This is a genomic window from Lentzea aerocolonigenes (genome assembly GCF_000974445.1).
Lineage (GTDB): Bacteria > Actinomycetota > Actinomycetes > Mycobacteriales > Pseudonocardiaceae > Lentzea > Lentzea aerocolonigenes.
The window spans coordinates 56069-82501 of the sequence record NZ_BBOJ01000016.1; the positions used below are offsets into that span (position 1 = coordinate 56069).

The following is a 26433-nucleotide window of genomic DNA, read 5'->3' on the forward strand; positions in this document are numbered from 1 at the left end:
TGTGCCGGGGTACGCCGAACGAGTTAAGGTCACAGGGATCTGCATCCAGGGCGGCCCGAATCGGGGAGGCCGTCACGACCGGAGGGATCTTCGGGTGATCGAGTTCCGGGCCGTCACCAAGCGGTTCGAGGACGGGACCATCGCTGTCGACGAGCTCGACCTCACGGTCGAGGCGGGCACCATCACGGTGTTCGTCGGCCCCTCCGGCTGCGGCAAGACGACGTCGCTGCGCATGGTGAACCGCATGATCGACCCCACGTCGGGCACGATCCTGGTGGACGGCAAGGACGTCCTCACCGTCGACCCGCCGACCCTGCGGCGCGGCATCGGCTACGTGATCCAGCAGGCAGGGCTCTTCCCGCACCGCACCGTGCTGGACAACGTCGCGACCGTGCCCCTTCTGTCCGGTTGGGACAAACGCAAGGCACGCACCCGCGCGGCCGAGCTGCTGGAGCGCGTCGGGCTCGACCCGGCCTTCGGCAAGCGCTACCCGGCGCAGCTCTCGGGCGGTCAGCAGCAACGTGTCGGGGTCGCCCGCGCGCTCGCCGCCGACCCGCCGGTGTTGCTGATGGACGAGCCGTTCAGCGCGGTCGACCCGGTGGTCAGGGAAGACCTGCAGAACGAACTCCTTCGCCTGCAAGCGGAACTCGACAAGACGATCGTGTTCGTGACGCACGACATCGACGAGGCGTTGAAGCTCGGCGAGCGCGTCGCGGTGTTCCAGACCGGCGGACACCTCGCGCAGTACGCGAAGCCGACCGAGCTGCTGGCGGCGCCTGCCAACGACTTCGTGGCCTCGTTCGTCGGCAGGGACCGCGGCTACCGCACACTCACGTTCCTGCACGCCGACGTGCCCGTGCACCCGGTCACCACGGCCAAGCTCGGTGAGCGCATCACCGTCTCGGACTGGACGCTCGTCGTCGACGACGAGAACCGGCCGAAGGGCTGGCTGTCCGGTGTGGACGGTGAGATCGAGGTCGCCGAGAAGGACCTGATCTCCGGCGGCTCGCTGTACGACGGCTCCACGCTCAGAGGTGCGCTCGACGCGGCACTGAGCTCGCCGTCCGCACTCGGGGTGGTGATCGACGACGTCGGCGCGGTGACCGGGGTGGTCAGGGCCGACGACGTCATCAAGGCGCTCGCGAAGGCCCGCGCGGCGGGTGAGGTCCCGAAGTGACCTGGATTTTCGAGAACTGGGAAAGGTTCTGGGAAGTCACCGAGGTGCACCTCCGGCTCTCCGTCGTGCCGGTGCTGATCGGGTTCGTGCTCTCCATCCCGCTGGGGTGGTTCGCCTCCCGGTCCGCGACGGCGCGCGCGGTCCTCTTCCCGCTCGCGAACGTCCTGTTCACGATCCCGTCCATCGCACTGATCGTGATCACGCCGGTGCTGATCGGCGTGAAGATCCTCGACGAGATCAACGTCATCGTGCCGCTGACGATCTACACGGTCGCGCTTATGGTGCGCTCGGTCGCGGACGCGCTCTCCGCGGTGCCCGGCCACGTGACGGCCGCCGCGAACGCGATGGGGTTCAGGCCGTTGCGGCGGTTCCTCGTCGTCGACTTCCCGCTGGCACTGCCCGTGACGATCGCGGGTCTGAGGGTCGCGACGGTGTCGAACATCAGCATGGTGAGCGTCGGCGCGCTCGTCGGGCTCGGCGGTTACGGCCAGCTCTTCACCGAGGGGTACCAGACCGACAACAGCGCGAAGGTCTTCGCCGGTCTCATCGGGACGGTCGTGCTCGCGGCGCTCGCGGACGGGCTGCTGTTGCTGGTCGGGCGAGTGCTCACGCCGTGGGCGCGGGCGGGGAGGTGAGCTGAATGGGTGGCTGGCTCTTCGATCCCGCGCACTGGTCCGGCACGGCCGGGATTCCGGCGCGGTTGCTGGAACACCTCGGTTACACGTTGATGACCCTGTTGATCGCCGCGGTGATCGCGATCCCGCTCGGCGCGTTCGTCGGCCACACCGGCAAGGGCGGGTTCGTGGTCGTCGGGCTCTCGAACGTGCTGCGCGCCCTGCCCACCACCGCCGTGCTGATCCTGGTGGTGCTGTGGGCGGGTCTCGGTGACTTCCCGGTGTACGTCGCACTGGTGCTGCTGGCGATCCCGCCGATCATGGCGGGTACCTACGCGGGCATTCGCGCGGTCGACCCGGTGGCGGTCGACGCCGCGCGAGGCGTCGGCATGCGGGAGTGGGGTGTCCTGACGAACGTGGAGATCCCGAACGCGCTTCCGTTGATCTACGGCGGTTTCCGCGGCGCCGCACTGCAAGTGGTCGCGACCGCCACCATCGCCGCCTACACCGGCGCCGGTGGTCTCGGCAGGTTCGTCTTCGACGGCCTCGCCCTGCAGGAGTTCGGACAGATGCTCGCCGGCGCGGTGCTCGTGGCACTGCTCGCCGTTCTCGTCGACCTGGGGTTCGCCAGCCTGCAAAGGCTGACGGTCTCGCCAGGGCTGCGTCCAGTGGGAACCGGAGGAAAACGATGAAGCGCATCGCGACAGTCGTCGCTGCGGCCATGCTCTTGTCGGCATGTGGCGGTGACCCGTTGACCGGCGGCAACAACAACCCGGCCCCGACGGACACGATCGTCGTGGGTTCCGCCAACTTCCCGGAGTCGACCGTGCTCGCGGAGATCTACGCGCAGGCGTTGGCGGCCAAGGGCGTGAAGGTCTCCAAGAAGCTGAACATCGGCAACCGCGAGCTGTACTTCAAGGGCGTGCAGGACGGCTCGATCGACCTGATCCCGGAGTACAGCGGCGTGCTTCTCAAGCACGTCAACAAGGAAGCCCCCGAGGTCGGCTCCGACGAGGTCTACGCGGCGCTCAAGAAGGCTCTGCCGCAGGGTCTCACCGTGCTCGACAAGTCCGCGGCAGAGGACAAGGACGCGGTCGTCGTCACCAAGCAGATCGCCGCGCAGTACAGCCTAAAGTCGATCGACGACCTCGTGCCGTACTGCAAGGAGCTCGTCTTCGGCGGCCCGCCGGAGTTCCAGAACCGCCCGGACGGCCTGCCCGGCCTGAAGGCCAAGTACAACTGCGAGTTCAAGGAGTTCAAGGCACTCGACGTCGGCGGCCCGCTGACCGTCGCCGGCCTGAAGGACAACACCGTGCAGGCGGCCGACCTGTTCACGACGGACTCGGCCATCAAGGCCAACGAGTTCGTGGTCCTCGAAGACCCGAAGAACGTCTTCGCCGCGCAGAACGTGTTGCCGCTCATCAACGAGAAGAAGGCGTCGCAGCAGGTCCGCGACACCCTGAACGCCATCTCGAAGAAGATCGACACGAAGACCTTGCTGGACCTGAACCAGAAGCTGGCGTCGCCGGACAAGCCGGAGCCGGAGAAGGTCGCGAAGGAGTGGCTCGCTTCCGCGGGCATCTGAGCTGACGAACGGGCGGGGCGGGCACCTTGAGGGTGTCCGCCCCGCTTTCGTTTCACAGCTTCAGATCGGCCACGCGTGCGCTCAGGTCGACGGTGGTGAGCCGGTCGGTGAAGCCGAGCGAGTGGTTGATGCGCCGCATGTGCTCGTTGGTGCTGTTCGTTTCGGTCTCGACGGTCTCGATGCCGGTCAGCTGGTGGAGCATGTGCGCTTTGACCAATCTGCCGAGTCCTTGGCCGCGGTGTTCGGCAACCACGGCGGTGTGCCGTTGGTGACCAACCGAGGGCCGCGAGAGAGTTCGGTGCATCACGGTCACACCGGCGGCCTCGTCGCCGTGCAGTGCGAGGACGACCCACACGTCGACTCCGGCGGCAGACAGGTCGTCTTCCTCCTGCCGCACCTGTTCCCGCGTGAGTGGGACAAGTTCGATCGCGCTGTCGCCCATGGGCTGGTCGTTCGTCGCGTTGAGCGCATCGACGAACGCGTCGAGCAGGTCTTCCGGAGCTCGCCCGGTCCAGTGCTCCAGCCGATACCCGGACGGCACTTCGCCGACCTCGGGCAGCGGGTCGGTGAGCACGAGCTCCTGCAGAGTGGCTGAACTGACGACGGTGAAGCCGCGGCTGGTCGCCCATCGCGCGCCCTCGCCGTCCGCAGGAACCCACGAGGCCTCGGCGGTGTCGCGGTTCGCCGAGCGCAGGGCGCACCGGAGCAGCGCGGTGCCGATGCCACGACCCCGCCACCGCTCGTCCACCACGATGGTGCCCACGACGAGATGCGCGTTGCCGGTCGTCGGCAGGTATCCGTCCGCGTACCCGACGATGCGTCCGTTCTCCCGTGCGACGGCGAACCGCGGGCGGCCCCAGCCGGCCTCCGGTGTCCGTCGCCGCCGCACCCAGCCGCTGAACGCCGGCAGCTCACGTGATGGCACGGCCCTCGTCCACCAGGCCACCTGAAGGTCGAACAGGGCACGCAGGTCGGGTTCGGCGGCACCGTCGAAGTCGAGTTCCTCGATGTCGATCTCGCCCGCGAATTTCGCCTGCACGGCCAGAAACGTGTAGAGGTCCCGGTAACCCAACGCGTGGTTGACGCGCAGCATGTGCTCGTTCCCGCTGCTGGTGCGCGTGAAGATCACCTCGACTCCGGTGAGCTCGTGCAGCATCCGAGTCTTCAACACCATGCCCAGGCCGCGACCGCGATGTGCCGGCACCACGACCGTGTGCAGCTGCTCGGCCGTCGTGGGGCCGCCGGGCCCGCGCTCCACGATGGTGAGGCCTGCGATCTCACGGCCGTGCAACGCGAGCACCACCCACCGGTCGCCCCCGGCGTTGAGGACGTTGGACTCCTCTCGTCGCAGGCGGTCGACCGTGTAGCCCGCCGAGTCGAGCGCCGTGTCGCCGAACGGCGCGTCCGCCATGGCGTTGAGCCCGTCGACGCACGCCTGCGCGAACTCGTCCGGTGTCCGGCCGGTCCAGGTGACCAGCTCGTAGCCCTCCGGCACCTCGCCGATCTCCGGCAGTTCGGTGACGTCCAGCCGTTGCCTCGTCATCGACGTGACGACCCGCAACCCCTGTGCAGCCGCGAAGTGCTCGCCCGCGGTGCCCTCGTACACGTTCCAGCACTCGGCGACGGTTCGTCCCGGCATCAGCGACGGCAGGGCGCGCAACAGTGCTCTGCCGATGCCACGACGGCGGAACTCGGGCAGCACCACGAGGTACACCAGCGCGATGTGGTCGTTCGCCGCTTCCTCGGTCACCCGCGCCGAGACGTAGCCGACGAGCTGCTCGCCCTCTCGTGCGACCGCGAAGCGCGCGGGCCCGAAGCCGAGGTCGTTGGGCGACTGCCAGCCGGTGACCTGGGCCTCGTAGGGCGGAGGTTCCCTCAGCTCTTCGGCCTCAGAGGCGGCGAGCACCTCGTACAGGCCTCGCCGCTCGTGTTCGGGTGCGTGCGCGAAATCGAACTCTTCAACCCCCATGCACCCGATCTAAGCAAGATCGTGCTGATCCGCCCAGGCCGCGACCGCCGCCGCGATCTCCTTCGGCCGGTCCTCCATCGCGTGGTGGCCCGCCTCGCCGAGCGCCACCACGTCCAGTGCGGCGATGTTCGCCGAGCACCAGGCCTGCAACTGCGGCCCGATCAGCAACGTCGGCGAGCCCTCGAACGTCATGAGCAGCTTCGGCACGTCGGAGGTCGCCAGCCACGCGTCGTAGGTCTCGATCCGCGGCACCAGCGAGGCGGGCTCCCCGTCGAACGGCATCTGCCGCGCCCACGCGAGCACCGGCCGCCTGCTCGCCGCGTCGGGGAACGGCGCCAGGTAGGCCGCCAGGTCCTCGTCCGACACGGGCGTCAGCACGCCGCCGGTGTACGCCTGGCGCACGAACCCGTCGTCTTCCAGCGCCTCGGTGGCGCGGAACCTGCGCACCCGTTCCTGCGCGGGCACCGGCAGCTCGGAGCCGTACATCGGCTTCACGATCGTCTCGAAGAACGCGATGCCCGCGACGCGCGAAGGGTTCCGGGCTGCCCAGTCGAACGCCAGCGCGCCGCCCCAGTCGTGGCCGACGAGCACCACGCGGTCCAGTTCGAGAGCGTCGAACCACGCGTCGAGGTAGCGGGCGTGGTCGGCGAACGAGTACTCGACGTCCGGCTTGCCCGAGCGGCCCATGCCGATCAGGTCGGGGGCCAGTCCGCCCAGCTGCGGCAGGACGTTGCGCCAGGCGTGCGACGAGCCGGGGTTGCCGTGCAGGAACACGAACGGCGCCGTGCCGGACTGCTCGTAGTGCACGGTCGAGTCGAGAACAGGAACAACAGGCATGACGGACCTTCCTCAGGACAGCGGAACGGCGAGCAGTGCGGTCAGGTCGTGCGAGAAGGCCGGGGAACGATCACCCAGCGGGGCTGTCAGCCGGTCGAGCAACGACCTGACCACGGCGACGGCGGGTTCGACCGTCGACCGGCCGTGCGGGGTCAGCTCCAGCCGGACGGTGCGGGTGTCGGTGGTGTCCCGAGTGCGCGAGATGAAGCCGGAGGCCTCCAGCGAGCGCGCCAGCTTCGAGACGTACAGCGCTTCGAGGCCGGTGTGGTCGGCCAGTTCGCGTTGCGACGGACGGTCCAGGGCCAGCAGCGACGACAGCGCGACGTACTGCGCGTGCGTCAGGCCGATGGGGTCCAACGCGCGGTCAACGGCCGTCCGCCACTTCATCGCGAGACGCCAGACGAGATGTCCAACGGTGAACTCTGCACTGCTCATGGCGGATACAGTACATGGCTACTATGTACACGGCTACTAACTGGGCGCCACGTGCCCGCCGATCCGGGCGGTCAGCTCGTCGGCCGCCTTGCGAACCTCCTTGGCGAGGTCCGGCCACGTCTGGCCGCAGGGCGTGTCGCACAGGTGCCGGAACGTCAGCGTGATGGCCGCGATCGGCCGTTCCCCGTGGTCGAACACCGGCGCCGCCACCGAGGCGAACCCCGCCGTCACGAACCCGTCCTCGACCGCCCAGCCCTGACGGCGTTCGACGGTCAGCAGCCTGCGCAGCGCGGGCAGGTTGTGCGGGCCGCGGCCGGTGCGGTCGACGAAGGACGCGACGGACGGAAACAGCGCCCTGACCTGCGCCGGGGGCACGTGGGCCAGCATCGCGCGGCCGGACGCGGTGAGGTGGGCGGGCAGGCGCACGCCGACGTCGGACACGATCGTCTGCGGCTGCCGCGGCTGTTCCCGCACCAGGTACAGCGCCTCGGCGCCGTGCAGAACACCCAGATGGGCGACCTTCTCCATCCGGTCCGCGAGCTTGCGCAGCAACGGACGGGCCAGCCGTTCCAACGGGTCGTGGCGCAGGTACGCGGAGCCGAGCTCGAACGCCGCGACGCCCAGGCCGTAGCGCTTCTCCTCGGGGAAGTGGGTCGCGAACCCGGCCTCGGTCAGTTCCGAGAGCAGGTGATAGGTCGTTGACCTGGGCAGATTGAGCTCGCGCGCCACCGACGCCGCGGAGACGGGACCCGGCCTGCCCGCCAGCAGCCGGAGGACCGCGAGGCCTCGCCGCAGCGCGGGAACGTCACTGCTGCTGCCCACAACAGTGATTTTCCCACGTGATGCAGCCCACGCCGTTCCTCCATCAGGGCACACTCAACAGAACAGGACCGAGGCGCGTCATAGGGACGTGACGGTTTTGAAGGGGGTCGGGATTGACACCGAGTTTCGATGACTTCGTGGCAGAACAGGTGACCCCGTTGCTGCGCTACGCCACCGTGCTCACGTGTGACCCGCACCTGGCCCAGGACGTGGTCCAGGAAGTGCTGCTGCGCGCGCAGCAGAAGTGGGATCGCATCGGTTCAGTCGACCTCCCTCACGCCTACGTCAAGCGCATGGTGACCAACGAGTACCTCTCGTGGCGCAGGCGCAGGGCCGCCAAGGACGTCGCTCTGTGCATGACGACTCTGGAGTCCGTCACACCTCCCGTCTCGGACACGACGCACCACTACGACGAGCGGGAAGCAATGTTGCAGCGGATCGCCAAGCTCCCCCGCAAACAGCGGGCCGCGGTCGTGCTCCGCTACTACGAGAACTACGAGGACTCGGAGATCGCACAGATGCTCGGTTGTGCCGAGGGAACCGTGCGCAGCCACATCTCACGTGCGCTGGCCACACTCCGGATGGACCACACGCCGGAGCCCGCTGGTGTCGGGTTGCGGCTCGGGGAGGGCCTGTCGTGAACGACACCGAACAGCTCGTCAAGGACGCGCTCGGCAAGCTCGCCGAACGCACCCCGCATCCGGGGCCGACGCTCAACGCCCTGCGGCGCAAGCGCAAGCGGCAACGGAACAACATCTTCCTCATCGCCACCGCTGGCGTGGCGGCCGTCGCGGTCCTGATCTTCGCGGGCGTCATCGCGAGCGACAGGTACGCGCCGCCGGCCGGCAACGACGCGGCCGCGGCGCTGGTGCCCGGCACCGGTCAGGGCGTCGTCGCCCTCAAGTACTCGCCGCACTGGCTGCCGGAGGGTTTCACCGAGACCCTTCGCGCCGCGAACCCGGACGGCACCACCGCGCGTGTCTGGGCCACCACCACGACCGTCCCGCAGGTCGACGCACCGCGGATCGAGCTCGACAGCGGCCTGGACTACGAGGGCGGGCTGGCCGAGTGGCAGGACGCGGTGGTCCGCGGCCTGAAGGCTCGCGTGCAGGTGTCCGGCACGAGCGCCGTCGTCGAGTGGAAGGCGCAGGACAAGCTGGTCGTCCAGGTCGTCGGCATGACCGACCCGAAGGAGACGGCTCTGCGCGTCGCCGATTCGGTGCGTGCGGACTCGAACGTCACCTTCCGGGCGCCGTTCAAGGTGAAGGACAGGCACGCGAACGAGTTCAAGGGCACCAGCCCCGGAGACTGGAGTGCGCGGCTTTCCCCTGCGCCCGTCGACGTGACCGTGTTCTCCGCGACGCCGGACTTCAGCGGCAAGAAGACCGAGCCCGTGACCGTCCGGGGCAAGCAGGGCGTGGTCCTCCTCGACGGCCGTGCGGTGGCGGTGCAGGAGGGCGGGGTCTGGATCAGCGCGACCAGCACCGGGGACAAGTCGGTCCAGGACCTGGTCGCGGCCATCAACGACGTCACGATCGCGCCGGACCTCGACACCGGCTGGATCGGCAAGAAGTAGCCCGTCTGGGATACCAGACGCCATCAAGCGCTCCGGGGTCGCTGAGTCGGCTCCGGAGCGCTGTGATGTCTGCATGCGACAACCGGTGGAGCTGGGTCCGAAGCCACTGACCCTCGAGGACGTTCATGCCGTCGCCCGCGACGGCGCCCCGGTGGCGATCACCGAGGCGGCCCGTGAGGCGGTCACCACCGCCCGCGGCCACATCGAACAGCTCGCCACGGCCGAACGCCCCACCTACGGCGTCTCGACCGGGTTCGGCGCGCTCGCCGTCCGGCACATCCCGCCGGACCGCCGTGCCCAGCTGCAGCGGTCGCTCATCCGCTCGCACGCCGCCGGCTCAGGTCCGGAGGTGGAACGCGAGGTCGTGCGGGCGCTGATGCTGCTGCGGCTGCGCACCCTCTCGACCGGCCACACCGGCGTCCGTTTGTCCACTGTGGACGCCATGGCGGGCATGCTGAACGCCGGCATCACCCCCGTGGTGCACGAGTTCGGCTCGCTCGGCTGCTCCGGTGACCTGGCGCCGCTCTCGGCGAACGCGCTCGCGTTGATGGGCGAGGGCATGGTCCGCAACGCCGCCGGGGAACTCGTCACGGCGGCGGAAGCGCTGGCGGAAGCCGGCATCGAACCCGTGCAGCTGGCCGAGAAGGAAGGCCTCGCGCTGATCAACGGCACCGACGGCATGCTCGGCATGCTGTCGCTGGCGATCGCCGACCTGACCAGGCTGCTGGACATCGCGGACCTCACCGCCGCGATGAGCGTCGAGGCGTTGCTCGGCACCGACCGGGTCTTCGAGCCCGAGCTGCACGCCCTGCGCCCGCACCCCGGCCAGAACCTGTCCGCGGCCAGGATGCTCGCGTTCCTGCGGGACTCCGAGATCGTCGCCTCGCACCGCGGCCCCGACTGCACCCGCGTTCAGGACGCGTACTCGCTGCGCTGCTCCCCGCAGGTGCACGGCGCCGCGCGCGACACCGTGGCCTACGCGGCGACCGTGGCCGACCGCGAGCTGGCGTCGGTGATCGACAACCCCGTGGTGCTGGCCGACGGCCGGGTCGAGTCCAACGGCAACTTCCACGGCGCCCCGGTCGCCTACGCACTGGACTTCCTGGCCATCCCGCTCGCCGACGTGGCCTCGATCGCCGAACGCCGCACGGACCGCATGCTCGACGTCTCGCGTTCGCACGGCCTGCCGCCGTTCCTCGCCGACGACCCCGGCGTCGACTCCGGCCACATGATCGCCCAGTACACGCAGGCGGCGATCGTGTCCGAGCTCAAGCGCCTCGCGGTGCCGGCGTCCGTCGACTCGATCCCGTCCTCCGCGATGCAGGAGGACCACGTGTCGATGGGCTGGTCCGCCGCCCGCAAGCTGCGCAAGGCCGTGGACGGCCTGACCACCGTCCTGGCGATTGAGCTCTTGACCGCCGCGCGGGCTCTGGACCTGCGCGCGCCCCTCAAGCCCGCCCCCGCGACGGCCGCAGCCGTGGCGAAGTTGCGCGAGACGGTCCAGGGGCCCGGCCCCGACCGCCACCTCGCACCCGAGATCGCCGCCGCCGAGGCCCTGATTCGAAGTGGAGCTCTGTAATGGTCGTACGCGCTGACCGTGGCACCGAACTGACCGCCAAGCAGTGGTCGACCGAGGCCGCGCTGCGGATGTTCCACAACAACCTCGACCCCGACGTCGCCGAGCGCCCCGAGGACCTGGTCGTCTACGGCGGCACGGGCAAGGCCGCCCGCGACTGGCCGTCGTTCGACGCGATCTCCCGCGAGCTCAAGAACCTCGAAGCCGACGAGACGCTGCTCGTGCAGTCCGGCCGCCCGGTCGGCGTCATGCGCACGCACGAGTGGGCGCCGCGCGTGCTCATCGCGAACTCGAACCTCGTGCCGGACTGGGCGAACTGGCCCGAGTTCCGCCGCCTGGAGGCCGAGGGCCTCACGATGTACGGGCAGATGACCGCCGGTTCGTGGATCTACATCGGCACGCAGGGCATCCTCCAGGGCACTTACGAGACGTTCGCCGCGGTCGCTCAGAAGCGCTTCAACGGCACGCTTCGCGGAACCCTGACGGTCACCGCCGGACTGGGTGGCATGGGCGGTGCGCAGCCTCTCGCCGTGACGATGAACGAGGGCGTCGCGCTGTGCATCGAGGTTGACCCGCACCGCGCCCAGCGTCGCCTGGAGACCCGCTACCTCGACGAGATCGCTGCGGATCTTGATTCGGCGATCGAGCGCGTGCTGGCCGCCAAGGCCGCCGGTGAGGCCGTGTCCGTCGGTGTCGTGGGCAACGCGGCCGAGATCCTGCCCGAGCTGCTGCGCCGCGAGGTCCCGGTCGACATCGTCACGGACCAGACGTCGGCGCACGACCCGCTGGCGTACCTGCCTGTCGGTGTCTCGCTGGAGGAGTGGCAGGACTACGCCGGCGCGAAGCCGGACGAGTTCACCCAGCGCGCGCGGGAGTCGATGGCCGCGCACGTCGAGGCCATGGTCGGGTTCATGGACCGCGGCGCCGAGGTCTTCGACTACGGCAACTCGATCCGCGGTGAGGCGCAGCTCGGCGGCTACGACCGCGCGTTCGCGTTCCCCGGCTTCGTGCCCGCCTACATCCGGCCGCTGTTCTGCGAGGGCAAGGGCCCGTTCCGCTGGGCCGCGCTGTCCGGCGACCCGGCCGACATCGCTGCCACCGACCGCGCGATCCTGGAGCTCTTCCCGGAGAACGAGCAGCTCGCCCGGTGGATCAAGATGGCGGGGGAGCGCGTCGAGTTCCAGGGCCTGCCCGCCCGCATCTGCTGGCTCGGCTACGGCGAGCGGCACCTCGCGGGCCTCAAGTTCAACGAGATGGTGGCGTCCGGTGAGCTGTCCGCGCCGATCGTCATCGGCCGCGACCACCTCGACTGCGGCTCGGTGGCCTCGCCGTACCGCGAGACCGAGGCCATGGCGGACGGTTCCGACGCGATCGCGGACTGGCCGCTGCTCAACGCGCTGGTCAACACGGCTTCCGGTGCCACGTGGGTGTCGATCCACCACGGCGGCGGCGTCGGCATCGGCCGCTCGATCCACGCCGGTCAGGTGACGGTCGCGGACGGCACTGAGCTGGCGGCGCAGAAGATCGAGCGCGTGCTGACCAACGACCCCGGCATGGGCGTCATCCGGCACGTGGACGCCGGGTACGACGAGGCCAAGGCCGTGGCCGCCGACAAGGGCGTGCCCATCCCGATGATGCACAGGCCGATGGAGGGCTGATGCTCGACCAGATCGCGGACGTCGGCAGAGACGCGAAGCGCGGCGGCTACTCCCGCCACGGCTACGACAAGCCGGAGCTCGAGCTGCGGCACTGGTTCGTCGAGCAGGCCGTCGAACGCGGCCTGAACGTCGAGACCGACCAGAACGGCAACCTCTGGGCGTGGTGGGGCGAGCGCGGCGACAACGCGCTCGTCACCGGCAGCCACCTGGACTCCGTTCCCGGCGGCGGCGCGTTCGACGGCCCGCTCGGCGTCACGAGCGCCTTGGAGGCCGTTGATCTGTTGCAGGCCAAGGGGTTCACGCCGCGCAGGCCGTTCGCCATCGCGGTCTTCGCCGAGGAGGAAGGCGGCCGGTTCGGGGTCGCCTGCCTCGGCAGCAGGCTCCTGACCGGTGCCATCGACGCGGACAAGGCCCTGAACCTCAAGGACCCGGACGGCATCACGCTGGCCGAGGCCATGAAGGCCGCTGGCTACGACCCGAACCTGGTCGGCAAGGACGAGAAGGCCCTGGGCCGCATCGGGCAGTTCGTCGAGCTGCACGTCGAACAGGGCCGCGGCCTGACGGTGCCGGTGGGCGTCGCGTCCAGCATCCTGGCGCACGGCCGGTGGCGCTTCACGTTCCGCGGCGAGGGCAACCACGCCGGTGCGACGTTGATCGAGGACCGTCGCGACCCGATGCTGCCGGCGTCGCAACTCGTTCTGGCGGCACGGAAAGCGGCCAAGGGCGGCGGGCGGGCCACCGTGGGACGGCTCGTCCCCAACCCCGGTGGCACGAACGTCATCGCGTCCACTGTGGACGTCTGGCTGGACGCTCGGGACAGCGACGACGCGCGCACCCGTGCGATGGTCGCGGAGATCTCCGAGGCGGCGCACAACGCCGCTGCGGAGGAGGGGTGCGAGGTGACGATCACCGAGGAGTCGTACGGCGACACCGTGCACTTCGACCCCCGGCTCCGCGACGACATCGCCACAGCGCTCGGCGGCGTCCCGGCGTTGCCGACCGGTGCGGGCCACGACGCGGGCATCCTCGCCGCGCACGTGCCGACCGCGATGCTGTTCGTGCGCAACCCCACCGGCGTGAGCCACGCACCGGAGGAGTTCGCCGAGCAGGCCGACGTCGACGAGGGCGTCAAGGCGCTGGCCGCGACGCTCGAACACCTCGGCTCATGAACTTCTGGTGCGAGCGGGCCTGGTTGCCCGACGGGCTCGCCGAACGCGTGCTGATCAGGGTCGAGAACGGTGCCGTCGCGAGCGTGTCCACTGTGGACACGATTCCGCTCGGCGTGCGAAGGCTGTACGGCGTTGTCGTGCCGGGCTTCGCGAACGCCCACTCGCACGCGTTCCACCGTGCGCTCCGAGGTCGTACGCACGACGGTGGTGGCACGTTCTGGACGTGGCGCGAAGGCATGTACGCGCTGGCGTCGAAGCTGACCCCGCAGTCGTACTACCGCCTCGCCCGCGCGGTCTACGGCGAAATGGCGCTCGCCGGCGTCTCGGCCGTCGGCGAGTTCCACTACGTGCACGACAGGTCGAACGAGTTCGGGTACGCGCTCAGGGAAGCCGCGAGTGACGTGAGCATCCGCCTCACGCTGCTCGACACCTGCTACCTCGCCGGCGGCATCGACCAGCCGGTGAACGAGGTGCAGCAACGGTTTTCCGACGGCACGGCGCAGGCGTGGGCGAACCGGGTGTCGGAGCTCAAGTCCGACGACGTCATGAAGGTCGGCGCGGCGATCCACTCCGTTCGCGCCGTCCCGCGGGCCGAGCTTTCCGTGGTGGCACAGGCGTTCCCGGACGCACCGCTGCACGTCCACCTGTCCGAGCAGCCCGCCGAGAACGAGGCCTGCCTCGCCGCCTACGGCCTCACTCCGACCGCGCTGCTGCACGAGGCGGGAGCCCTGTCCCCGCGCACGACGGCGGTGCACGCCACCCACCTGACGCCCGAGGACATCACGCTGCTCGGTGAGTCGGGTACCGGTGCCTGCTTCTGCCCGACCACCGAGGCCGACCTGGCCGACGGCATCGGCCCCGCTCGCGAGCTCGCGGACGCGGGCAGCCCGTTGTCGTTGGGCAGCGACCAGCACGCGGTGATCGACCCGTTGCTGGAGACTCGCGCGCTGGAGCACAACGAACGCCTCCGCACCGGTCAGCGCGGCCGTTTCTCCCCGGCCGAACTGCTGGCGGCGGCCACCCGGCACTCCGCGCTGGGATGGCAGGGCGGGCGCATCGAACCGGGTGCGCCCTGCGACCTCGTGGCGATCAGCTGCTCGACACCGCGCACCGCGGGTTCGCTGCCGCAGCAGGTGTTCCTGTCGGCGACGGCGTCCGATGTGGACACCGTCGTGGTAGGTGGCCGGGTGGTCGCTTCCGGCGGTGTGCACGAGACTCTGGGAGACGTCGGCAGGCTGCTGGCGGACGCGGTCGAGGAGCTGTGGGCATGAGCGTGCTGATCACCGGCATCGGTGAGCTGACGACGAACAGCGAGTCCGCCGGTGACGCGCTGGTCGTCGACGGTGAGCGGATCGCGTGGGTGGGCAAGGCTTCCGAAGCTCCGGCAGCGGACTTCAAAGTCGATGTCGAGGGCCGCGCGGTGCTGCCCGGCTGGGTCGACAGCCACACCCACCTGGTCTTCGCGGGCGACCGCACCGCCGAGTTCGGCGCGCGCATGGCGGGCAAGCCGTACACCGCGGGCGGCATCGCGGTGACCGTCGGCGCGACCAGGAACGCCACCGACGCCGAGCTGTCGGACGTCGTGCGCAGGCACGTCGCCGAGGCGTTGCGGCAGGGCACGACGTTCGTCGAGACCAAGACCGGCTACGGCCTGAACGTGGCGGACGAGGTGCGCAGCGCGCGGATCGCGGCCGAGCACGTCGACGAGGTGACGTTCCTCGGCGCCCACCTCGTCCCGCCGGGCGAGGACGCGGACACCTACGTCGAGCTGGTCCGCGGCGAGATGCTCGACGCCGTCGCACCTCTCGTGCGCTGGGCCGACGTGTTCTGCGAGAAGGGCGCCTTCGACTACGACCAGTCGAAGGCCGTGCTCATCGCGGCCAAGGAGAAGGGGCTCGGCCTGCGCGTGCACGGCAACCAGCTCGGCGAGGGACCTGGCGTCCGGCTGGCCGTCGAGCTCGGCGCCGCGTCCGTCGACCACTGCACGTACCTGTCGCAGGAGGACGTCGACGCGCTGGCCTCGTCCGACACGGTCGCCACGCTGCTCCCGGCGTGCGACCTGTCGACCCGCCAGTCGCTGCCGCCGGCCCGTGCCCTGCTGGACGCCGGTGCGACGGTGGCGCTGGCCAGCAACTGCAATCCCGGCTCGTCCTACACGTCGTCGATGGCGTTCTGCGTGACGACGGCGGTGCTCCAGATGCGGATGAGCGTCGAGGAGGCGGTCTGGGCGGCCACGGCCGGAGGCGCGCGGGCGCTGCGCCGTGACGACGTGGGCGTCATCAGGCCTGGTGCACGCGCTGACCTCCACGTGCTGGACGCGCAGTCGATCACGCATCTGGCCTACCGTCCGGGCGTCCCGTTGACCCACTCGGTGTGGCGCAAGGGCGTACGAGCCGTCTGAGGCACGACCCTCCGTGTGGGCCTACTGGCGGAGGGTGCGGCGCCGTACGGTGGCCCCGTGGTGGACTTCGCGGAGGCACTGACGAAAGCCGTCGACCGCAGCGGTCTCAGCCTCGAACGCATCCAGCACCACCTCGCCGCCCGCGGCATGCAGGTGAGCCTGTCGACGCTGAGCTACTGGCGCCGCGGCCGCAGCAGGCCGGAGCGCCCGGAGTCGTTGAAGGTCGTCGCCGCGCTGGAGGACCTGCTCGACCTCGGCGAGGGCTTCCTCACCGACCGGCTCGGCGACAAGCGGCCGCGCGGGCGGTGGGTCGGGCAGGCGATGTCCATCGAGGACATGTGGGACTCGCGCGCCACCGACCTCAGCGAGGTCATGGCGCGGATCGACCGGCTGCAGCCGACGGCGTCGACGTACGTCAGCGTGCAGGACCGGCAGGTGATCGGCCCGGACCGCCGTGAGGTGTCGAACCGTTGCACCGGCGTCGTCCAGGCGTTGGAGGACGGTGTCGACAGGTTCCTCGCGATCCAGCTCGCCGACGCCGCGGACCTCGGGGTGCCGTCGATCGAGGCGGGACCGCCGTGCCGGCTCGGCAGGGTGCGGGGTGAGGACTCCACCGGGTTCCTCGTCGCGGAGATCCTGTTCGACCGGATGCTCAGGGCAGGGGAGACGGCACTCGTCGACTACACGGTCCGGATGAGACCCGGTGCGGACAGCGAGGTCTGCGACCGGCGGTTCCTGCGGCCGGTGGGCGAGTACACGCTGCAGATCGACTTCCACCCGGACGCGGTGCCCGCGCGCTGTTACGAGTTCGCTCGGCCCTCGTTGCAGGAACCGGAAACCGCGCTGAACGACCTGTGGATCGGGACGACCGCTTCGACGCACATCCACGTGCGGAACGTGAAGCCCGGAATCTGTGGAGTGCGGTGGGAGTGGGAGTAGCCGCTACTCCCACTCCCACCGCAAGCGCCCCCAGTCGATCGACGAGCCAGGCCGAGCCGCATTCGGCCTGCCCGTCGAGGGCGCCCAGGACGGCCGTCGCCGCTGCAGGGTTGCGGTGACGGCAGGTCAGTGGGCCTTCGGCGATCAGGTTCGTTGAATCCGTGCTGATGCCGGTCAGCTCGTTCGGTGTCGCCGCGAGAAAACTAACGCGACCTGTGGGTTGGGCGACAGGTTCGAAACTTCAGTTCTCAACTCTGTCAAAACTGTGGCGGAGCCCGGCCGGGCGGACGCGAAGTGCTGGGCCCGGCCTCGGCACCGCCCAGTCGTGAGAGCGCTCCCACAAGAATCGTATATGAAAGTTGCCAGTAGAAAAACAGTCGAGGAAACGTTTGCGGAACGCCGGTTGCCGCCAAACGGGTCAAGGTCGACTGCTGATTCAGATCGTTGTTTTGCGGAGTGGCGGCGGTAGACTCGCCGGAAGTTGAAATTTCTAGGAGAGTGAATTTTGTCCGCAAATCCTCGCAGGGTTCTTTCCTTGGTCGTGACCGCGGCTCTTCTGGCTGCGTGCGGCGAAACCGGTGGAGGCGTGAGCTCCACCGAAAGCTTTCACGGCGGACCCGGAGTGACGCAGGACAAGATCCGCCTCGGCGTTCTGAGCGACCTCTCCGGCCCGTTTGCTTCGGGTGGCAGGAACGTCACCGAAGGTAATCAGCTCTTCGTCAACGAAGTGAATTCCAAAGGTGGTATCTGCGGCAGAAAAGTCGAACTGATCGTGCGTGACCACGCCTTCGACACCGAAAAGGGCAAAAAGGAGTACCTGTCCCTGGAGCCAGAGGTGCTCGGGTTCGTCCAGATCGTCGGAGCGCAGATCACCCAGTCGATCGAGGACGACGTTCTCCACCAGCAGGTGCTGACGGCGCCGACGTCGTGGAACAGCGCCTTGCTCGACAACCCGTACATGATGGTGGTCGGAGCGACCTACAAGGTCGACGTCATGAACGGCCTCGAATACCTGATGCGGCAGGGCCTGCTCAGTCGCGGCGACACGGTGGGCCACCTGCGCATCAGCGATGAGAAGGAATACGGTGACGACGCCGTCGCCGGCAGCACCTTCGCTGTCACGCAACTCGGCCTCAACCTGACGAAAGCCGCACTCCAGAACGCTGATCCGGACATGTCGCCGGGGATCGCGGCTCTCAAGCAGGCCGGCGCGAAGGCACTCGTCCTGAGCACCAACCCGCGGCAGACAGCGAGTGCCGTCGCCGCCGCCGCGCAGCTCGGGCTCGCCGTGCCGATCATCATCAACAATCCGGGTTTCGCGCCTGAGCTGCTGCAGGGACAACTCGCGCCGATCATGGAGCGTCAGGTTTTCGTGCTCTCATCGGTCGCCCCCTTCGACGCCGCGATCCCCGGCCCCCGCCAGGTCGCGGCGGAGTACCGGTCGACATTTCCGCAGGGAACTCCGTCCATGGCGGTCAACTACGGCTACCTGGTCGGGTTGAGCTTCGGCTCGGTGCTGAAGAGAGCCTGCGAGCACAAGGACTTCTCACGCGAAGGCGTGCTCAAGGCGTTCCGCGAGGTCAACAGCGTGGAATCGGGAGGGACGTCCGTTCCGCTGAGGTTCTCCATCACCGGCAGGCCGTCCGCGACGGAGACGTTCGTTCTCCGGCCCGACTCCAAGGTGCAGGGAGGGCTCACGATCGTCGCGAACCAGTTCGAGTCGGAGGTCAGCAGAAGAGCCGGCCGGTGATGCCTGGAGCAACTCCACGTGGCATCACGCCGTGCCGCGGGGCAGGGTGGACGGCATGGAGTACACGAACCTCGGCCGCAGCGGTCTGTCCGTCTCCCGCCTGTGCCTCGGCACGATGAACTTCGGTCCCGAGACGACCGAGGCCGACAGCCACGCGATCATGGACCGGGCCCACGAGCACGGCCTGAACTTCTTCGACACGGCCAACGTCTACGGCTGGAAGCAGGGCGAGGGCGTCACCGAGCAGATCATCGGCCGGTGGTTCGCCCAGGGCGGCAACCGTCGCGAAAGGACGGTCGTCGCCACCAAGCTCTACGGCAGCATGGGCGACTGGCCCAACGACAACAAGCTCTCGGCGCTGAACATCCGCCGCGCCGCCGACGCCTCGTTGAAGCGCCTGCAGACGGACTACATCGACCTGTACCAGATGCACCACGTCGACCGGGACACGCCGTGGGACGAGATCTGGGAAGCCTTCTCCGTGCTGCGCCAGCAGGGCAAGGTCATCTACTTCGGCTCGTCGAACTTCGCGGGCTGGCACATCGCCCAGGCGCAGGAAGCCGCACGCACGCGCGGATTCCTCGGCCTGGTGTCCGAGCAGTCGATCTACAACCTGATGACCCGCTGGGTGGAGCTGGAAGTCCTGCCTGCTGCTCGGCACTACGGCCTCGGCGTCATCCCGTGGTCGCCGCTGCACGGCGGTCTGCTCGGCGGCGTGTTGCGCAAGCAGCGCGAGGGCGGCGGCTCGCGCAGCTCGTCCGGCCGTGCCGCGGATGCGTTGGAGAAGCACCGCGACACGATCGACGCCTACGAGAAGCTCTGCGCGGAGCTCGGCGAGGACCCGGCCAACGTCGGCCTCGCCTGGCTGCTGCACCAGGACGGGGTGACGGCACCGATCATCGGGCCGCGCACCGCCGAGCAGCTCGACAACTCGTTGCGGGCGGCGGAGCTGAAGCTGGACGCGGAGGTGCTGGCCAAGCTGGACGAACTGTTCCCGGCACCGGCTCCGAACGGGTCGAAGCCGGCCCCGGAGGCCTACGCCTGGTGAGCTAGTCCGTGGCGAGCACGATCGTCTCTGTCGCGCGGAGCCTGCCGTCGACGCGTCGTTGAAGCAACGACACGCCGGCGGCGATCCGCCGGAGGATCTCCGACTCAGCCTTCTCAGCCTCGACCGCGAGGCACATCGCGGTGATTCTGAGCTCCGCGGCGAGGTCGGGAGTGAGCGGCTTGACCCGCCGGAACACGGACCGGCACACGGTCACGAAGTCACTCTTGTTCGCTTCGCCCCAAGCCGTGAGCGTCATGTCCTGCACCAGCTCGACCATGTCCGCAACGGTGTTCGGCGGCACGACGTAGACGCTCTGGCCGTTGCTCACCACCTCGATGAAGTGCTCCCGGAACCGCTCCCTGGACTTCAGTGACCTGGAGTTCTCGGACAACTCGATGGTCCTGGTCAGCGCTGAGCCAACCAGTTCGCGGATCGGCAGGGATCCCAGCTTCAGCACCTGAGGGATTGATGTCCACACGCGTGGTGTCCATCCCTCCCCGAATTGGACGCCGATGAAGTGTTCGCAGAACCCGACCACAGCGGGCACAAAAGCGAAGTCGTCGTAAAGATCCTCGTACAGGACCTGGGATTTGATCGCGTACTGAGCAGGATCGTGCGGCCAGGGCTTGGTTCCTTCCGCCGTCCACGTGCTGAGGGCGCTGAGCTTGTGCCGCACCGGTGACGACTCCAGCTCGGCCGCGCGAGGCAGCCGGAATCCGAGCTCGTTCCCGCTGAGGTCGTTGACCCAGCTGATGAACGCTTGGGCATCGTCGAGCCGGATGCCGACGATCGGGTCCGTCGGCTCGCCGATCGGTGCGTCGGGTTCGCGACCTGGATATTCAGTGCAGAACAACCGGTAGAGGTCGGTGGAGACGGGCTCCGACCAGGTTCGAGTCCCTTCCGCGGTGCGCACGAGTTTGCGGGCGTGTCTCGCCACCACGACGCCGAGCATGAGGTCGCGCACCTGCGGGTCCCTGATCTTGTTCTTGAACACGCCCACCAGCAGCGCGTCCAGTTGGGTGCGCAGCTCCGGTGCGAGGTCACTGCCCTGTTCCGCGCAGTCGAACGCCAAGGACAGCGCCGCCGCGGTTCTCGAGCCGAGGCACGCCTCGACGACCGGATCGGCGTTGGAGCGGGCGACGTGCATGAGCGTGGTCTCGCGCCACCACACGTCGTTCACGTTCGTCACGAGGATCTCGGTCAGCTGCTTCTCACGGATGTGGTGTGCCGCGAGGTACTCCTGGAACGTCAGGTGTGCGAAGGCGTAGCTGTCGCGCTCACGTTCGAGCAGCAGACCGCTCGACGTGATCTCGGACAGGAAGTCCCGGACGTCCATCCCCGCTGCCATGCGCCGCAAGAACGGCCGCAGCTCCAACGCCATCTCGTCCCGCGTGACGTCCCGGACCTTCCGCTTCATCATCCAGAACGCGAGGCTGCTCAACAGGATCAGCTTCTGGTCGCCGGTGAGCTCCGACTTGAGATTCTTGGCCTCCTGCCGCCGCCACAACAGGACCTGGCAGATCTCGCTGTAGAGGTCGACGCGGCTGCCCGGGAGCGCGCCGCGGAACTTGTGCACGTTGGAGATCATGGTCAGCAGCAACGGGTTCACGGTCAGCTCGTAGAGCACCGGGTTGTGGTGCAGGCGTTCGAGCAGGTCGTCCGCCTCCTGCGCGGCCCGTCGCGTCACGTCCGCGGACCTGGCCCCGGTACTGCGTTGTTCGAACGCGAGGTACCAGCCGCGCACGAACCGGCTCACCTGCTCGTCGGTGAACCCGCGGACCTGCACCACGGTCGCCCCGGCCACCGGCGCGGACTGGTACCCGTGCGGCCGGGACGAGATCACGAAGTCGTTCAACGGGAACTGCGCGATCTGGCGCTCGACCCAGTCCGCGACCTCGTGCCGGTTCTCCTGGTCGGCCACCTCGTCCAGGCCGTCGAGGAGGACCACACATGCACCGGTCCGCAGTTTCTCCGCGAACCAGCCGGGCGGCGCGCTCTTGTGGACCTGCTGGATCAGGTTCGGCAGCGCGGTGCCCTCGGTGATCGCCTGAACGTGATCCCGCAGGTAGAGCAGAACCGGCAGGCGCCGACGCCGGCGGCCCTTGCGGCAGATGAGCAGGGCGGTGTGCCGCAGGAGAGTCGTCTTCCCGCAACCGGGCGGCCCGATCACCGCGAGCACGACAGGATCGGGTCGGTCGATCAGATCGCCGATGAACCGCCTCGCCGGGTCGAGCTGTCGCTGTCCCAGCACACCGGACGCCACAGTGGACGGTTCGCTGTAGACGAGGCTGACGTCGACGAACACCTCGTCGAGCTGCGGCGTGTAGAACCCGACGGTGGCCAGGCCCTTGAGATCGATGAACCGCAGGTTGCCCAGGACCGCCTCCCGGTACCGGCGGTCGTACCGGGAGAACCGGCGCCGGGCGCCCTGGTCGATCCGGTCGGCCAGCGGGTCCTTCCACCGGTTGCGCAGCTCGTCGGCCGTACCGCCGACGAGTCTGCCCACGAAACCCGTGCCCAGCACCAGGACCTCGTAGCCGGCGAACACCAGGAGCGCCTGGACCGGGTGCGTCTTGGCCCAGCTCTGCAGGAAGGCGAAGGCGGCGGCCGGTGGAGCGATGGCGGCGGCGAGCAGGCCGAGGATCTTGCCCATGTCACGATCATCGCGCAGAGTGCCCGAAGCACTACGCTATTCGACGTGACTGGGCTACGAGGCCTGCGTCGAGGCCCTGAGTCCGAGCACGAGCGTGCTCGATGCGGTCAGTCCTCGAAGTCGTCGTCGTCGCGCGCCAGGAACGTGGCGAAGCGCTCGATCGGCGTTTCGAAGTCCGGGTTGGCGTCGACGAACTCGCGCAGCTTGTCGGCGAGCCACGCGAAGGTGACCTCTTCCTCGCCGCGCCGCTTCTCGAGCTCCTCGATGCCGCGATCGGTGTGATACATGGGAAAACTCCTGTGAGGGCTTAGAAAACGAGCCGCCGGACCCCGAGGGAATCCGGCGGCTCGCTCGTTCAGTACTGGCTCACTCGAACGCGCGGGTGATGATCTCGCGCTGCTCGACCTCGTGCACCTTGCTCGAACCGGCCGACGGGGCGGCCATCGGGCGGCGCGACACGCGGCGGACGGTGCCGAGGTGCTCGGGCAGCAGCTCCGGCAGAGCCAGACCGTAGAACGGCCAGGCACCCTGGTTCGCCGGCTCCTCCTGCACCCAGCGGACGTCCTTCGCGTTCGGGTAGCGCTCCAGGGTCTCGGTCAGCTTGCGGGCCGGGACCGGGTAGAGCTGCTCGACGCGCACGATCGCCACGTCGCCGCTGCCGCGCTTCTCACGCTCGGCGTGCAGCTCGTAGGAGATCTTGCCGCTGCACAGCAGGACCTTCGTGACGGCGTTCGGGTCCTTGACCGTCGGGTCGTCGATGACCGACTGGAAGCGGTCGTTGATGAACTCGTCGGTCCCGGACACCGCGGCCTTGAGGCGCAGCATCGACTTCGGCGTGAACACCACGAGCGGGCGGTCGACGCCGTCGAGGGCGTGGCGACGCAGCAGGTGGAAGTAGTTCGCCGGGGTCGACGGCACCGCGACGGTCATGGAGCCCTCGGCGCACAGCTGCAGCCAGCGCTCGATGCGGCCCGACGTGTGGTCGGGGCCCTGGCCCTCGTGGCCGTGCGGCAGCAGGATCACGACGTCGGAACGCTGACCCCACTTGGCCTCACCGGACGAGATGAACTCGTCGATGATCGGCTGCGCGCCGTTGACGAAGTCACCGAACTGCGCCTCCCACAGCACCAGCGCCTGCGGGTTCGCGACCGAGTAGCCGTACTCGAAGCCGAGCGCGGCGAACTCCGACAGCACCGAGTCGTAGACCATGAACTTGCCCTGGTCCGGCGACAGGTTCTGCAGCGGCGTGTACTCCTCGCCGGACTTGCGGTCGATCAGGGTCGCGTGGCGCTGCACGAACGTGCCGCGGCGCGAGTCCTGGCCGGCCAGGCGGATCTTGCGACCCTCCAGCGCGAGCGAGCCGAACGCGAGCAGCTCGGCGAACGCCCAGTCGATACCGCCCTCGCGCGCCATCTTCGCGCGGCGCTCCAGCACCGGCTTGACACGGGCGTGCGGCGTGAAGCCCTCAGGCAGGTTCACGTGCGCGTCGGCGATGTGCTCGAGCGTCTCGCGCGTGATGCCGGTCGGCAGCTTCGCGGGGACCTGCTGCTCGGCCTCCACCGACGGGCTGACCGTCACCGGGTGCTTCTCGAGCTCGCGGACCTCGTTGAAGACGTGCTCCAGCTGGCTGGAGAAGTCCTGCAGCGCCTTCTCGGCCTCTTCGACCGTGATGTCGCCGCGGCCGATCAGTGCCTCGGTGTAGGTCTTGCGGACCGAGCGCTTCTGGTCGATCACGTCGTACATCGCCGGCTGCGTCATCGAGGGGTCGTCGCCCTCGTTGTGGCCGCGGCGGCGGTAGCAGACCATGTCGATCACGACGTCCTTGGCGAACGCCTGGCGGTAGTCGACGGCCAGCTTCGCGACCCAGTAGCAGGCCTCGGGGTCGTCACCGTTCACGTGGAAGACCGGCGAGCCGATCATCTTCGCGACGTCGGTCGAGTACTTCGAGGACCGCGAGTGCTCCGGCGCGGTGGTGAAGCCGACCTGGTTGTTGACGACGATGTGGACCGTGCCACCGGTGCGGTAGCCGCGCACGAGCGCGAGGTTCAGCGTCTCGGCCACGACACCCTGGCCGGCGAACGCCGCGTCACCGTGCATGGCGACCGGCAGCACCGGGAAGGAGTCGCCGCCGCGGTCGAGCAGGTCCTGCTTGGCGCGCACGATGCCCTCGAGCACCGGGTCGACGGCCTCGAGGTGCGACGGGTTCGCCGTCAGCGACACCTTGGTCTCGCCGTCGCCGAACATGCGGAAGTACTTGCCCTCGGCACCGAGGTGGTACTTCACGTCGCCCGAGCCGTGGGCCTGGCCGGGGTCGAGGTTGCCCTCGAACTCGCGGAAGATCTGCGAGATCGGCTTGCCGACGATGTTCGCGAGGACGTTCAGGCGGCCGCGGTGCGGCATGCCGATGACGACCTCGTCGAGCTCGTGCTCGGCGGCCTTGTCGAGCACCGCGTCGAGCAGCGGGATGACGGTCTCGCCGCCCTCCAGCGAGAAGCGCTTCTGGCCGACGTACTTGGTCTGCAGGAACGTCTCGAACGCCTCAGCCGCGTTCAGCTTGCTGAGGATGTACTTCTGCACGGTGGCCGGCGGCTTCTCGTGCGGAACCTCGACGCGGTCCTGGATCCACTTCCGCTCTTCCGGCTCCAGGATGTGCATGTACTCGACGCCGACCGTGCGGCAGTACGAGTTGCGCAGCACACCCAGGATGTCGCGGAGCTTCATCCGCTCCTTGCCGGCGAAGCCGCCGACCGGGAACTCGCGGTCCAGGTCCCACAGCGTCAGGCCGTGGCTGAGCACGTCCAGGTCCGCGTGGCTGCGCTGGCGGTAGTTCAGCGGGTCCGTGTCGGCCATCAGGTGGCCGCGCGTGCGGAACGCGTCGATCAGCTCGATGACGCGGGCCGTCTTGTCGACAGCGCCCTCGGGGATGTCGGCGACCCAGCGGATCGGCTCGTAGGGCAGGCGCAGCGACGCGAAGATGTCGTCGTAGAAGCCGTCCTCGCCGAGCAGCAGCTGGTGCACGCGCTTGAGGAACTCGCCCGACTCCGCACCCTGGATGATGCGGTGGTCGTACGTGCTGGTCAGCGTGATGATCTTGCTGACGCCCATGTCGGTGAGCGCCTGCTCGCTGGTGCCCTGGAAGTGCGCGGGGTACTCCATGGCGCCGACGCCGATGATGGCGCCCTGACCGGCCTGCAGCCGCGGCACCGAGTGGTTCGTGCCGATCGTGCCGGGGTTGGTCAGCGAGATCGTGGTGCCGGAGAAGTCCTCCGTCGTCAGCGACCCGGCGCGAGCCTTGCGGATCAGGTCCTCGTAGGCCTGCCAGAACTGCGTGAACGTCATGTTCTCGCAGCCCTTGACCGACGCGACGACCAGCGTGCGCTGCCCGTCCTTGCCGGGCAGGTCGATCGCCAGACCGAAGTTCACGTGTTCCGGAGTGACGACGAAGGGCTTGCCGTTCTCCTCGGCGTAGTGCCGGTTCATGTTCGGGAACGCCTGCAGCGCCCGGACCACCGCGTAGCCGATGACGTGGGTGAAGGAGACCTTCCCGCCACGCGTCCGCTTCAGGTGGTTGTTGATGACGATGCGGTTGTCGGCCAGCAGCTTGGCGGGCACGGCACGAACGCTGGTCGCGGTCGGAACGGTGAGCGAGAGCTCCATGTTCTTCGCGATCGCCGCGGCGGCACCGCGCAGCTGCTTCTGCTCGGGCTGCGCGCTCTGCGTGACCGGCTTGGCCTTCGCGGCCTGCTGAGGCGCGGGCTTGCCGGTCTGCGGCAGCGAGGCCGCGGGCTTGGGCTGTGCGGCCGGCTTGGGTGCGGCGGGCGCGGCCTTGCCGTTGTCGGCGGCCGGCGGCGTCACGGTCGCGGTCGTGGTGGCAGTACCGCCACCCGCGCTGGCCGTGGCGGTGCCGTTGCCGCCCGCACGCTTGTAGTCGGCAAAGAAGTCATGCCACGCCGGGTCTACGGATGACGGGTCCGCGAGGAACTGCTCGTACATCTCCTCGACGAGCCACTCGTTCGGCCCGAATTGTGACGCAGGACTGCTGCTGGACACGGCTGGCGCTCGCCTCTATCCATCTCGCTCTTGGTGTTGACTCATGCGGTAGTCAGGCTAGTCCCCCAGGCCTCGGCCTTCACACGCTGGAGGCACCTGGCAAGGAGTGCTCTGTCACAGGATCGATCAGGACGGGCCTGACGTCACCCGCAGTTGAGCAGTTCTTGATGTGCG

Annotated in this window: 21 protein-coding genes; 14 read left to right on the top strand and 7 right to left on the bottom strand. The window is 68.9% G+C overall.

The features are described from left to right. Positions 1-94 precede the first annotated feature (94 nt). Genes AOM45_RS29310 through AOM45_RS29325 form a run of 4 tightly spaced genes read left to right on the top strand, consistent with a single transcriptional unit; the run spans position 95 to position 3376 of the window. Positions 95-1177: an ABC transporter ATP-binding protein gene (locus AOM45_RS29310; RefSeq protein ID WP_030471306.1), complete on the top strand. Its 1083-nt coding sequence runs from the start codon at positions 95-97 to the stop codon at positions 1175-1177. Continuing rightward, positions 1174-1812 (top strand): ABC transporter permease, encoded by a 639-nt coding sequence (locus AOM45_RS29315; RefSeq protein WP_030471307.1) that lies wholly within the window; start codon positions 1174-1176, stop codon positions 1810-1812. The genes AOM45_RS29310 and AOM45_RS29315 overlap by 4 nt, the downstream gene beginning before the upstream one ends. Before the next feature lie 5 nt (positions 1813-1817). After that, positions 1818-2483: an ABC transporter permease gene (locus tag AOM45_RS29320; RefSeq protein WP_035912529.1), complete on the top strand. Its 666-nt coding sequence runs from the start codon at positions 1818-1820 to the stop codon at positions 2481-2483. Then, positions 2480-3376, top strand: coding sequence for an ABC transporter substrate-binding protein (locus AOM45_RS29325; RefSeq protein ID WP_030471309.1), 897 nt, complete (start codon positions 2480-2482; stop codon positions 3374-3376). Before AOM45_RS29320 ends, AOM45_RS29325 begins: the two co-directional genes overlap by 4 nt. Before the next feature lie 52 nt (positions 3377-3428). Here AOM45_RS29325 and AOM45_RS29330 read toward each other — a convergent pair whose 3' ends face one another. The 4 genes from AOM45_RS29330 to AOM45_RS29345 are packed head-to-tail and all read right to left on the bottom strand — an operon-like array spanning position 3429 to position 7439. After that, positions 3429-5345 carry a GNAT family N-acetyltransferase gene (locus AOM45_RS29330; RefSeq protein WP_030471310.1) on the bottom strand — a complete coding sequence of 639 codons (1917 nt, stop codon included), beginning with the start codon at positions 5343-5345 and terminating at the stop codon, positions 3429-3431. A 9-nt stretch (positions 5346-5354) separates the two neighbouring features. Then, positions 5355-6182: a haloalkane dehalogenase gene (locus AOM45_RS29335; RefSeq protein ID WP_030471311.1), complete on the bottom strand. Its 828-nt coding sequence runs from the start codon at positions 6180-6182 to the stop codon at positions 5355-5357. Positions 6183-6194: 12 nt separating this feature from the next. Next, positions 6195-6617, bottom strand: a complete 423-nt coding sequence (locus AOM45_RS29340; protein ID WP_030471312.1) for a MarR family winged helix-turn-helix transcriptional regulator — start codon at positions 6615-6617, stop codon at positions 6195-6197. Between the two features lie 36 nt (positions 6618-6653). Continuing rightward, entirely contained in the window at positions 6654-7439 is a 786-nt protein-coding gene (locus tag AOM45_RS29345) for an IclR family transcriptional regulator (protein WP_030471313.1), read from the bottom strand. A 113-nt stretch (positions 7440-7552) separates the two neighbouring features. Between AOM45_RS29345 and AOM45_RS29350 the strand changes: the two genes are divergently transcribed. From AOM45_RS29350 to AOM45_RS29395, 10 genes are all read left to right on the top strand, one after another. Continuing rightward, positions 7553-8080, top strand: coding sequence for a SigE family RNA polymerase sigma factor (locus AOM45_RS29350; protein ID WP_030471314.1), 528 nt, complete (start codon positions 7553-7555; stop codon positions 8078-8080). Further along, a complete protein-coding gene (locus tag AOM45_RS29355) occupies positions 8077-9015 on the top strand; it encodes a hypothetical protein (protein WP_030471315.1) in 939 nt (312 codons plus the stop codon). The genes AOM45_RS29350 and AOM45_RS29355 overlap by 4 nt, the downstream gene beginning before the upstream one ends. 73 nt (positions 9016-9088) lie before the next feature. Continuing rightward, the gene (gene hutH / locus AOM45_RS29360; RefSeq protein ID WP_030471316.1) at positions 9089-10594 is read left to right on the top strand and encodes a histidine ammonia-lyase; all 1506 of its coding nucleotides are present in this window, start codon (positions 9089-9091) and stop codon (positions 10592-10594) included. Beyond that, entirely contained in the window at positions 10594-12249 is a 1656-nt protein-coding gene (gene hutU, locus AOM45_RS29365) for a urocanate hydratase (RefSeq protein WP_030471317.1), read from the top strand. The genes hutH and hutU overlap by 1 nt, the downstream gene beginning before the upstream one ends. Continuing rightward, the gene (locus AOM45_RS29370) at positions 12249-13418 is read left to right on the top strand and encodes an allantoate amidohydrolase (protein WP_030471318.1); all 1170 of its coding nucleotides are present in this window, start codon (positions 12249-12251) and stop codon (positions 13416-13418) included. Before hutU ends, AOM45_RS29370 begins: the two co-directional genes overlap by 1 nt. After that, on the top strand, positions 13415-14689 hold the full coding sequence (locus AOM45_RS29375; protein WP_030471319.1) for a formimidoylglutamate deiminase: 1275 nt from the start codon (positions 13415-13417) through the stop codon (positions 14687-14689). The genes AOM45_RS29370 and AOM45_RS29375 overlap by 4 nt, the downstream gene beginning before the upstream one ends. Continuing rightward, positions 14686-15819, top strand: a complete 1134-nt coding sequence (gene hutI, locus AOM45_RS29380; protein WP_030471320.1) for an imidazolonepropionase — start codon at positions 14686-14688, stop codon at positions 15817-15819. Before AOM45_RS29375 ends, hutI begins: the two co-directional genes overlap by 4 nt. Before the next feature lie 57 nt (positions 15820-15876). Then, entirely contained in the window at positions 15877-16758 is an 882-nt protein-coding gene (locus AOM45_RS29385) for a hypothetical protein (RefSeq protein ID WP_156094200.1), read from the top strand. Positions 16759-17380: 622 nt separating this feature from the next. Beyond that, the gene (locus tag AOM45_RS29390) at positions 17381-18508 is read left to right on the top strand and encodes an ABC transporter substrate-binding protein (RefSeq protein WP_236703884.1); all 1128 of its coding nucleotides are present in this window, start codon (positions 17381-17383) and stop codon (positions 18506-18508) included. A 55-nt stretch (positions 18509-18563) separates the two neighbouring features. Then, complete coding sequence (locus AOM45_RS29395) at positions 18564-19556, top strand: aldo/keto reductase (protein WP_030471323.1); 993 nt, start codon at positions 18564-18566, stop codon at positions 19554-19556. Between the two features lies 1 nt (position 19557). Here the strand turns inward: AOM45_RS29395 and AOM45_RS29400 are convergent, their stop codons facing one another. The 3 genes from AOM45_RS29400 to AOM45_RS29410 all read right to left on the bottom strand — a co-directional run bounded on the left by AOM45_RS29400 (position 19558) and on the right by AOM45_RS29410 (position 26259). Next, on the bottom strand, positions 19558-22209 hold the full coding sequence (locus AOM45_RS29400; RefSeq protein WP_051784331.1) for an NACHT domain-containing protein: 2652 nt from the start codon (positions 22207-22209) through the stop codon (positions 19558-19560). A gap of 107 nt (positions 22210-22316) precedes the next feature. Then, positions 22317-22496: a DUF6104 family protein gene (locus AOM45_RS29405; RefSeq protein ID WP_030471325.1), complete on the bottom strand. Its 180-nt coding sequence runs from the start codon at positions 22494-22496 to the stop codon at positions 22317-22319. A 79-nt stretch (positions 22497-22575) separates the two neighbouring features. After that, positions 22576-26259, bottom strand: coding sequence for a multifunctional oxoglutarate decarboxylase/oxoglutarate dehydrogenase thiamine pyrophosphate-binding subunit/dihydrolipoyllysine-residue succinyltransferase subunit (locus AOM45_RS29410; protein ID WP_030471326.1), 3684 nt, complete (start codon positions 26257-26259; stop codon positions 22576-22578). Positions 26260-26433 lie beyond the last annotated feature (174 nt).

Excerpts from the sequence above, each read along its gene's own strand:
- hutU (WP_030471317.1), top strand. The coding sequence starts at position 10,594 with ATGGTCGTACGCGCTGACCGTGGCACCGAACTGACCGCCAAGCAGTGG.
- AOM45_RS29325 (WP_030471309.1), top strand. The coding sequence starts at position 2,480 with ATGAAGCGCATCGCGACAGTCGTCGCTGCGGCCATGCTCTTGTCGGCA.
- hutH (WP_030471316.1), top strand. The coding sequence starts at position 9,089 with ATGCGACAACCGGTGGAGCTGGGTCCGAAGCCACTGACCCTCGAGGAC.
- AOM45_RS29370 (WP_030471318.1), top strand. The coding sequence starts at position 12,249 with ATGCTCGACCAGATCGCGGACGTCGGCAGAGACGCGAAGCGCGGCGGC.
- AOM45_RS29330 (WP_030471310.1), bottom strand. The coding sequence starts at position 5,345 with ATGGGGGTTGAAGAGTTCGATTTCGCGCACGCACCCGAACACGAGCGG.
- hutI (WP_030471320.1), top strand. The coding sequence starts at position 14,686 with ATGAGCGTGCTGATCACCGGCATCGGTGAGCTGACGACGAACAGCGAG.
- AOM45_RS29405 (WP_030471325.1), bottom strand. The coding sequence starts at position 22,496 with ATGTATCACACCGATCGCGGCATCGAGGAGCTCGAGAAGCGGCGCGGC.
- AOM45_RS29335 (WP_030471311.1), bottom strand. The coding sequence starts at position 6,182 with ATGCCTGTTGTTCCTGTTCTCGACTCGACCGTGCACTACGAGCAGTCC.
- AOM45_RS29375 (WP_030471319.1), top strand. The coding sequence starts at position 13,415 with ATGAACTTCTGGTGCGAGCGGGCCTGGTTGCCCGACGGGCTCGCCGAA.
- AOM45_RS29400 (WP_051784331.1), bottom strand. The coding sequence starts at position 22,209 with ATGGGCAAGATCCTCGGCCTGCTCGCCGCCGCCATCGCTCCACCGGCC.
- AOM45_RS29340 (WP_030471312.1), bottom strand. The coding sequence starts at position 6,617 with ATGAGCAGTGCAGAGTTCACCGTTGGACATCTCGTCTGGCGTCTCGCG.
- AOM45_RS29395 (WP_030471323.1), top strand. The coding sequence starts at position 18,564 with ATGGAGTACACGAACCTCGGCCGCAGCGGTCTGTCCGTCTCCCGCCTG.
- AOM45_RS29320 (WP_035912529.1), top strand. The coding sequence starts at position 1,818 with ATGGGTGGCTGGCTCTTCGATCCCGCGCACTGGTCCGGCACGGCCGGG.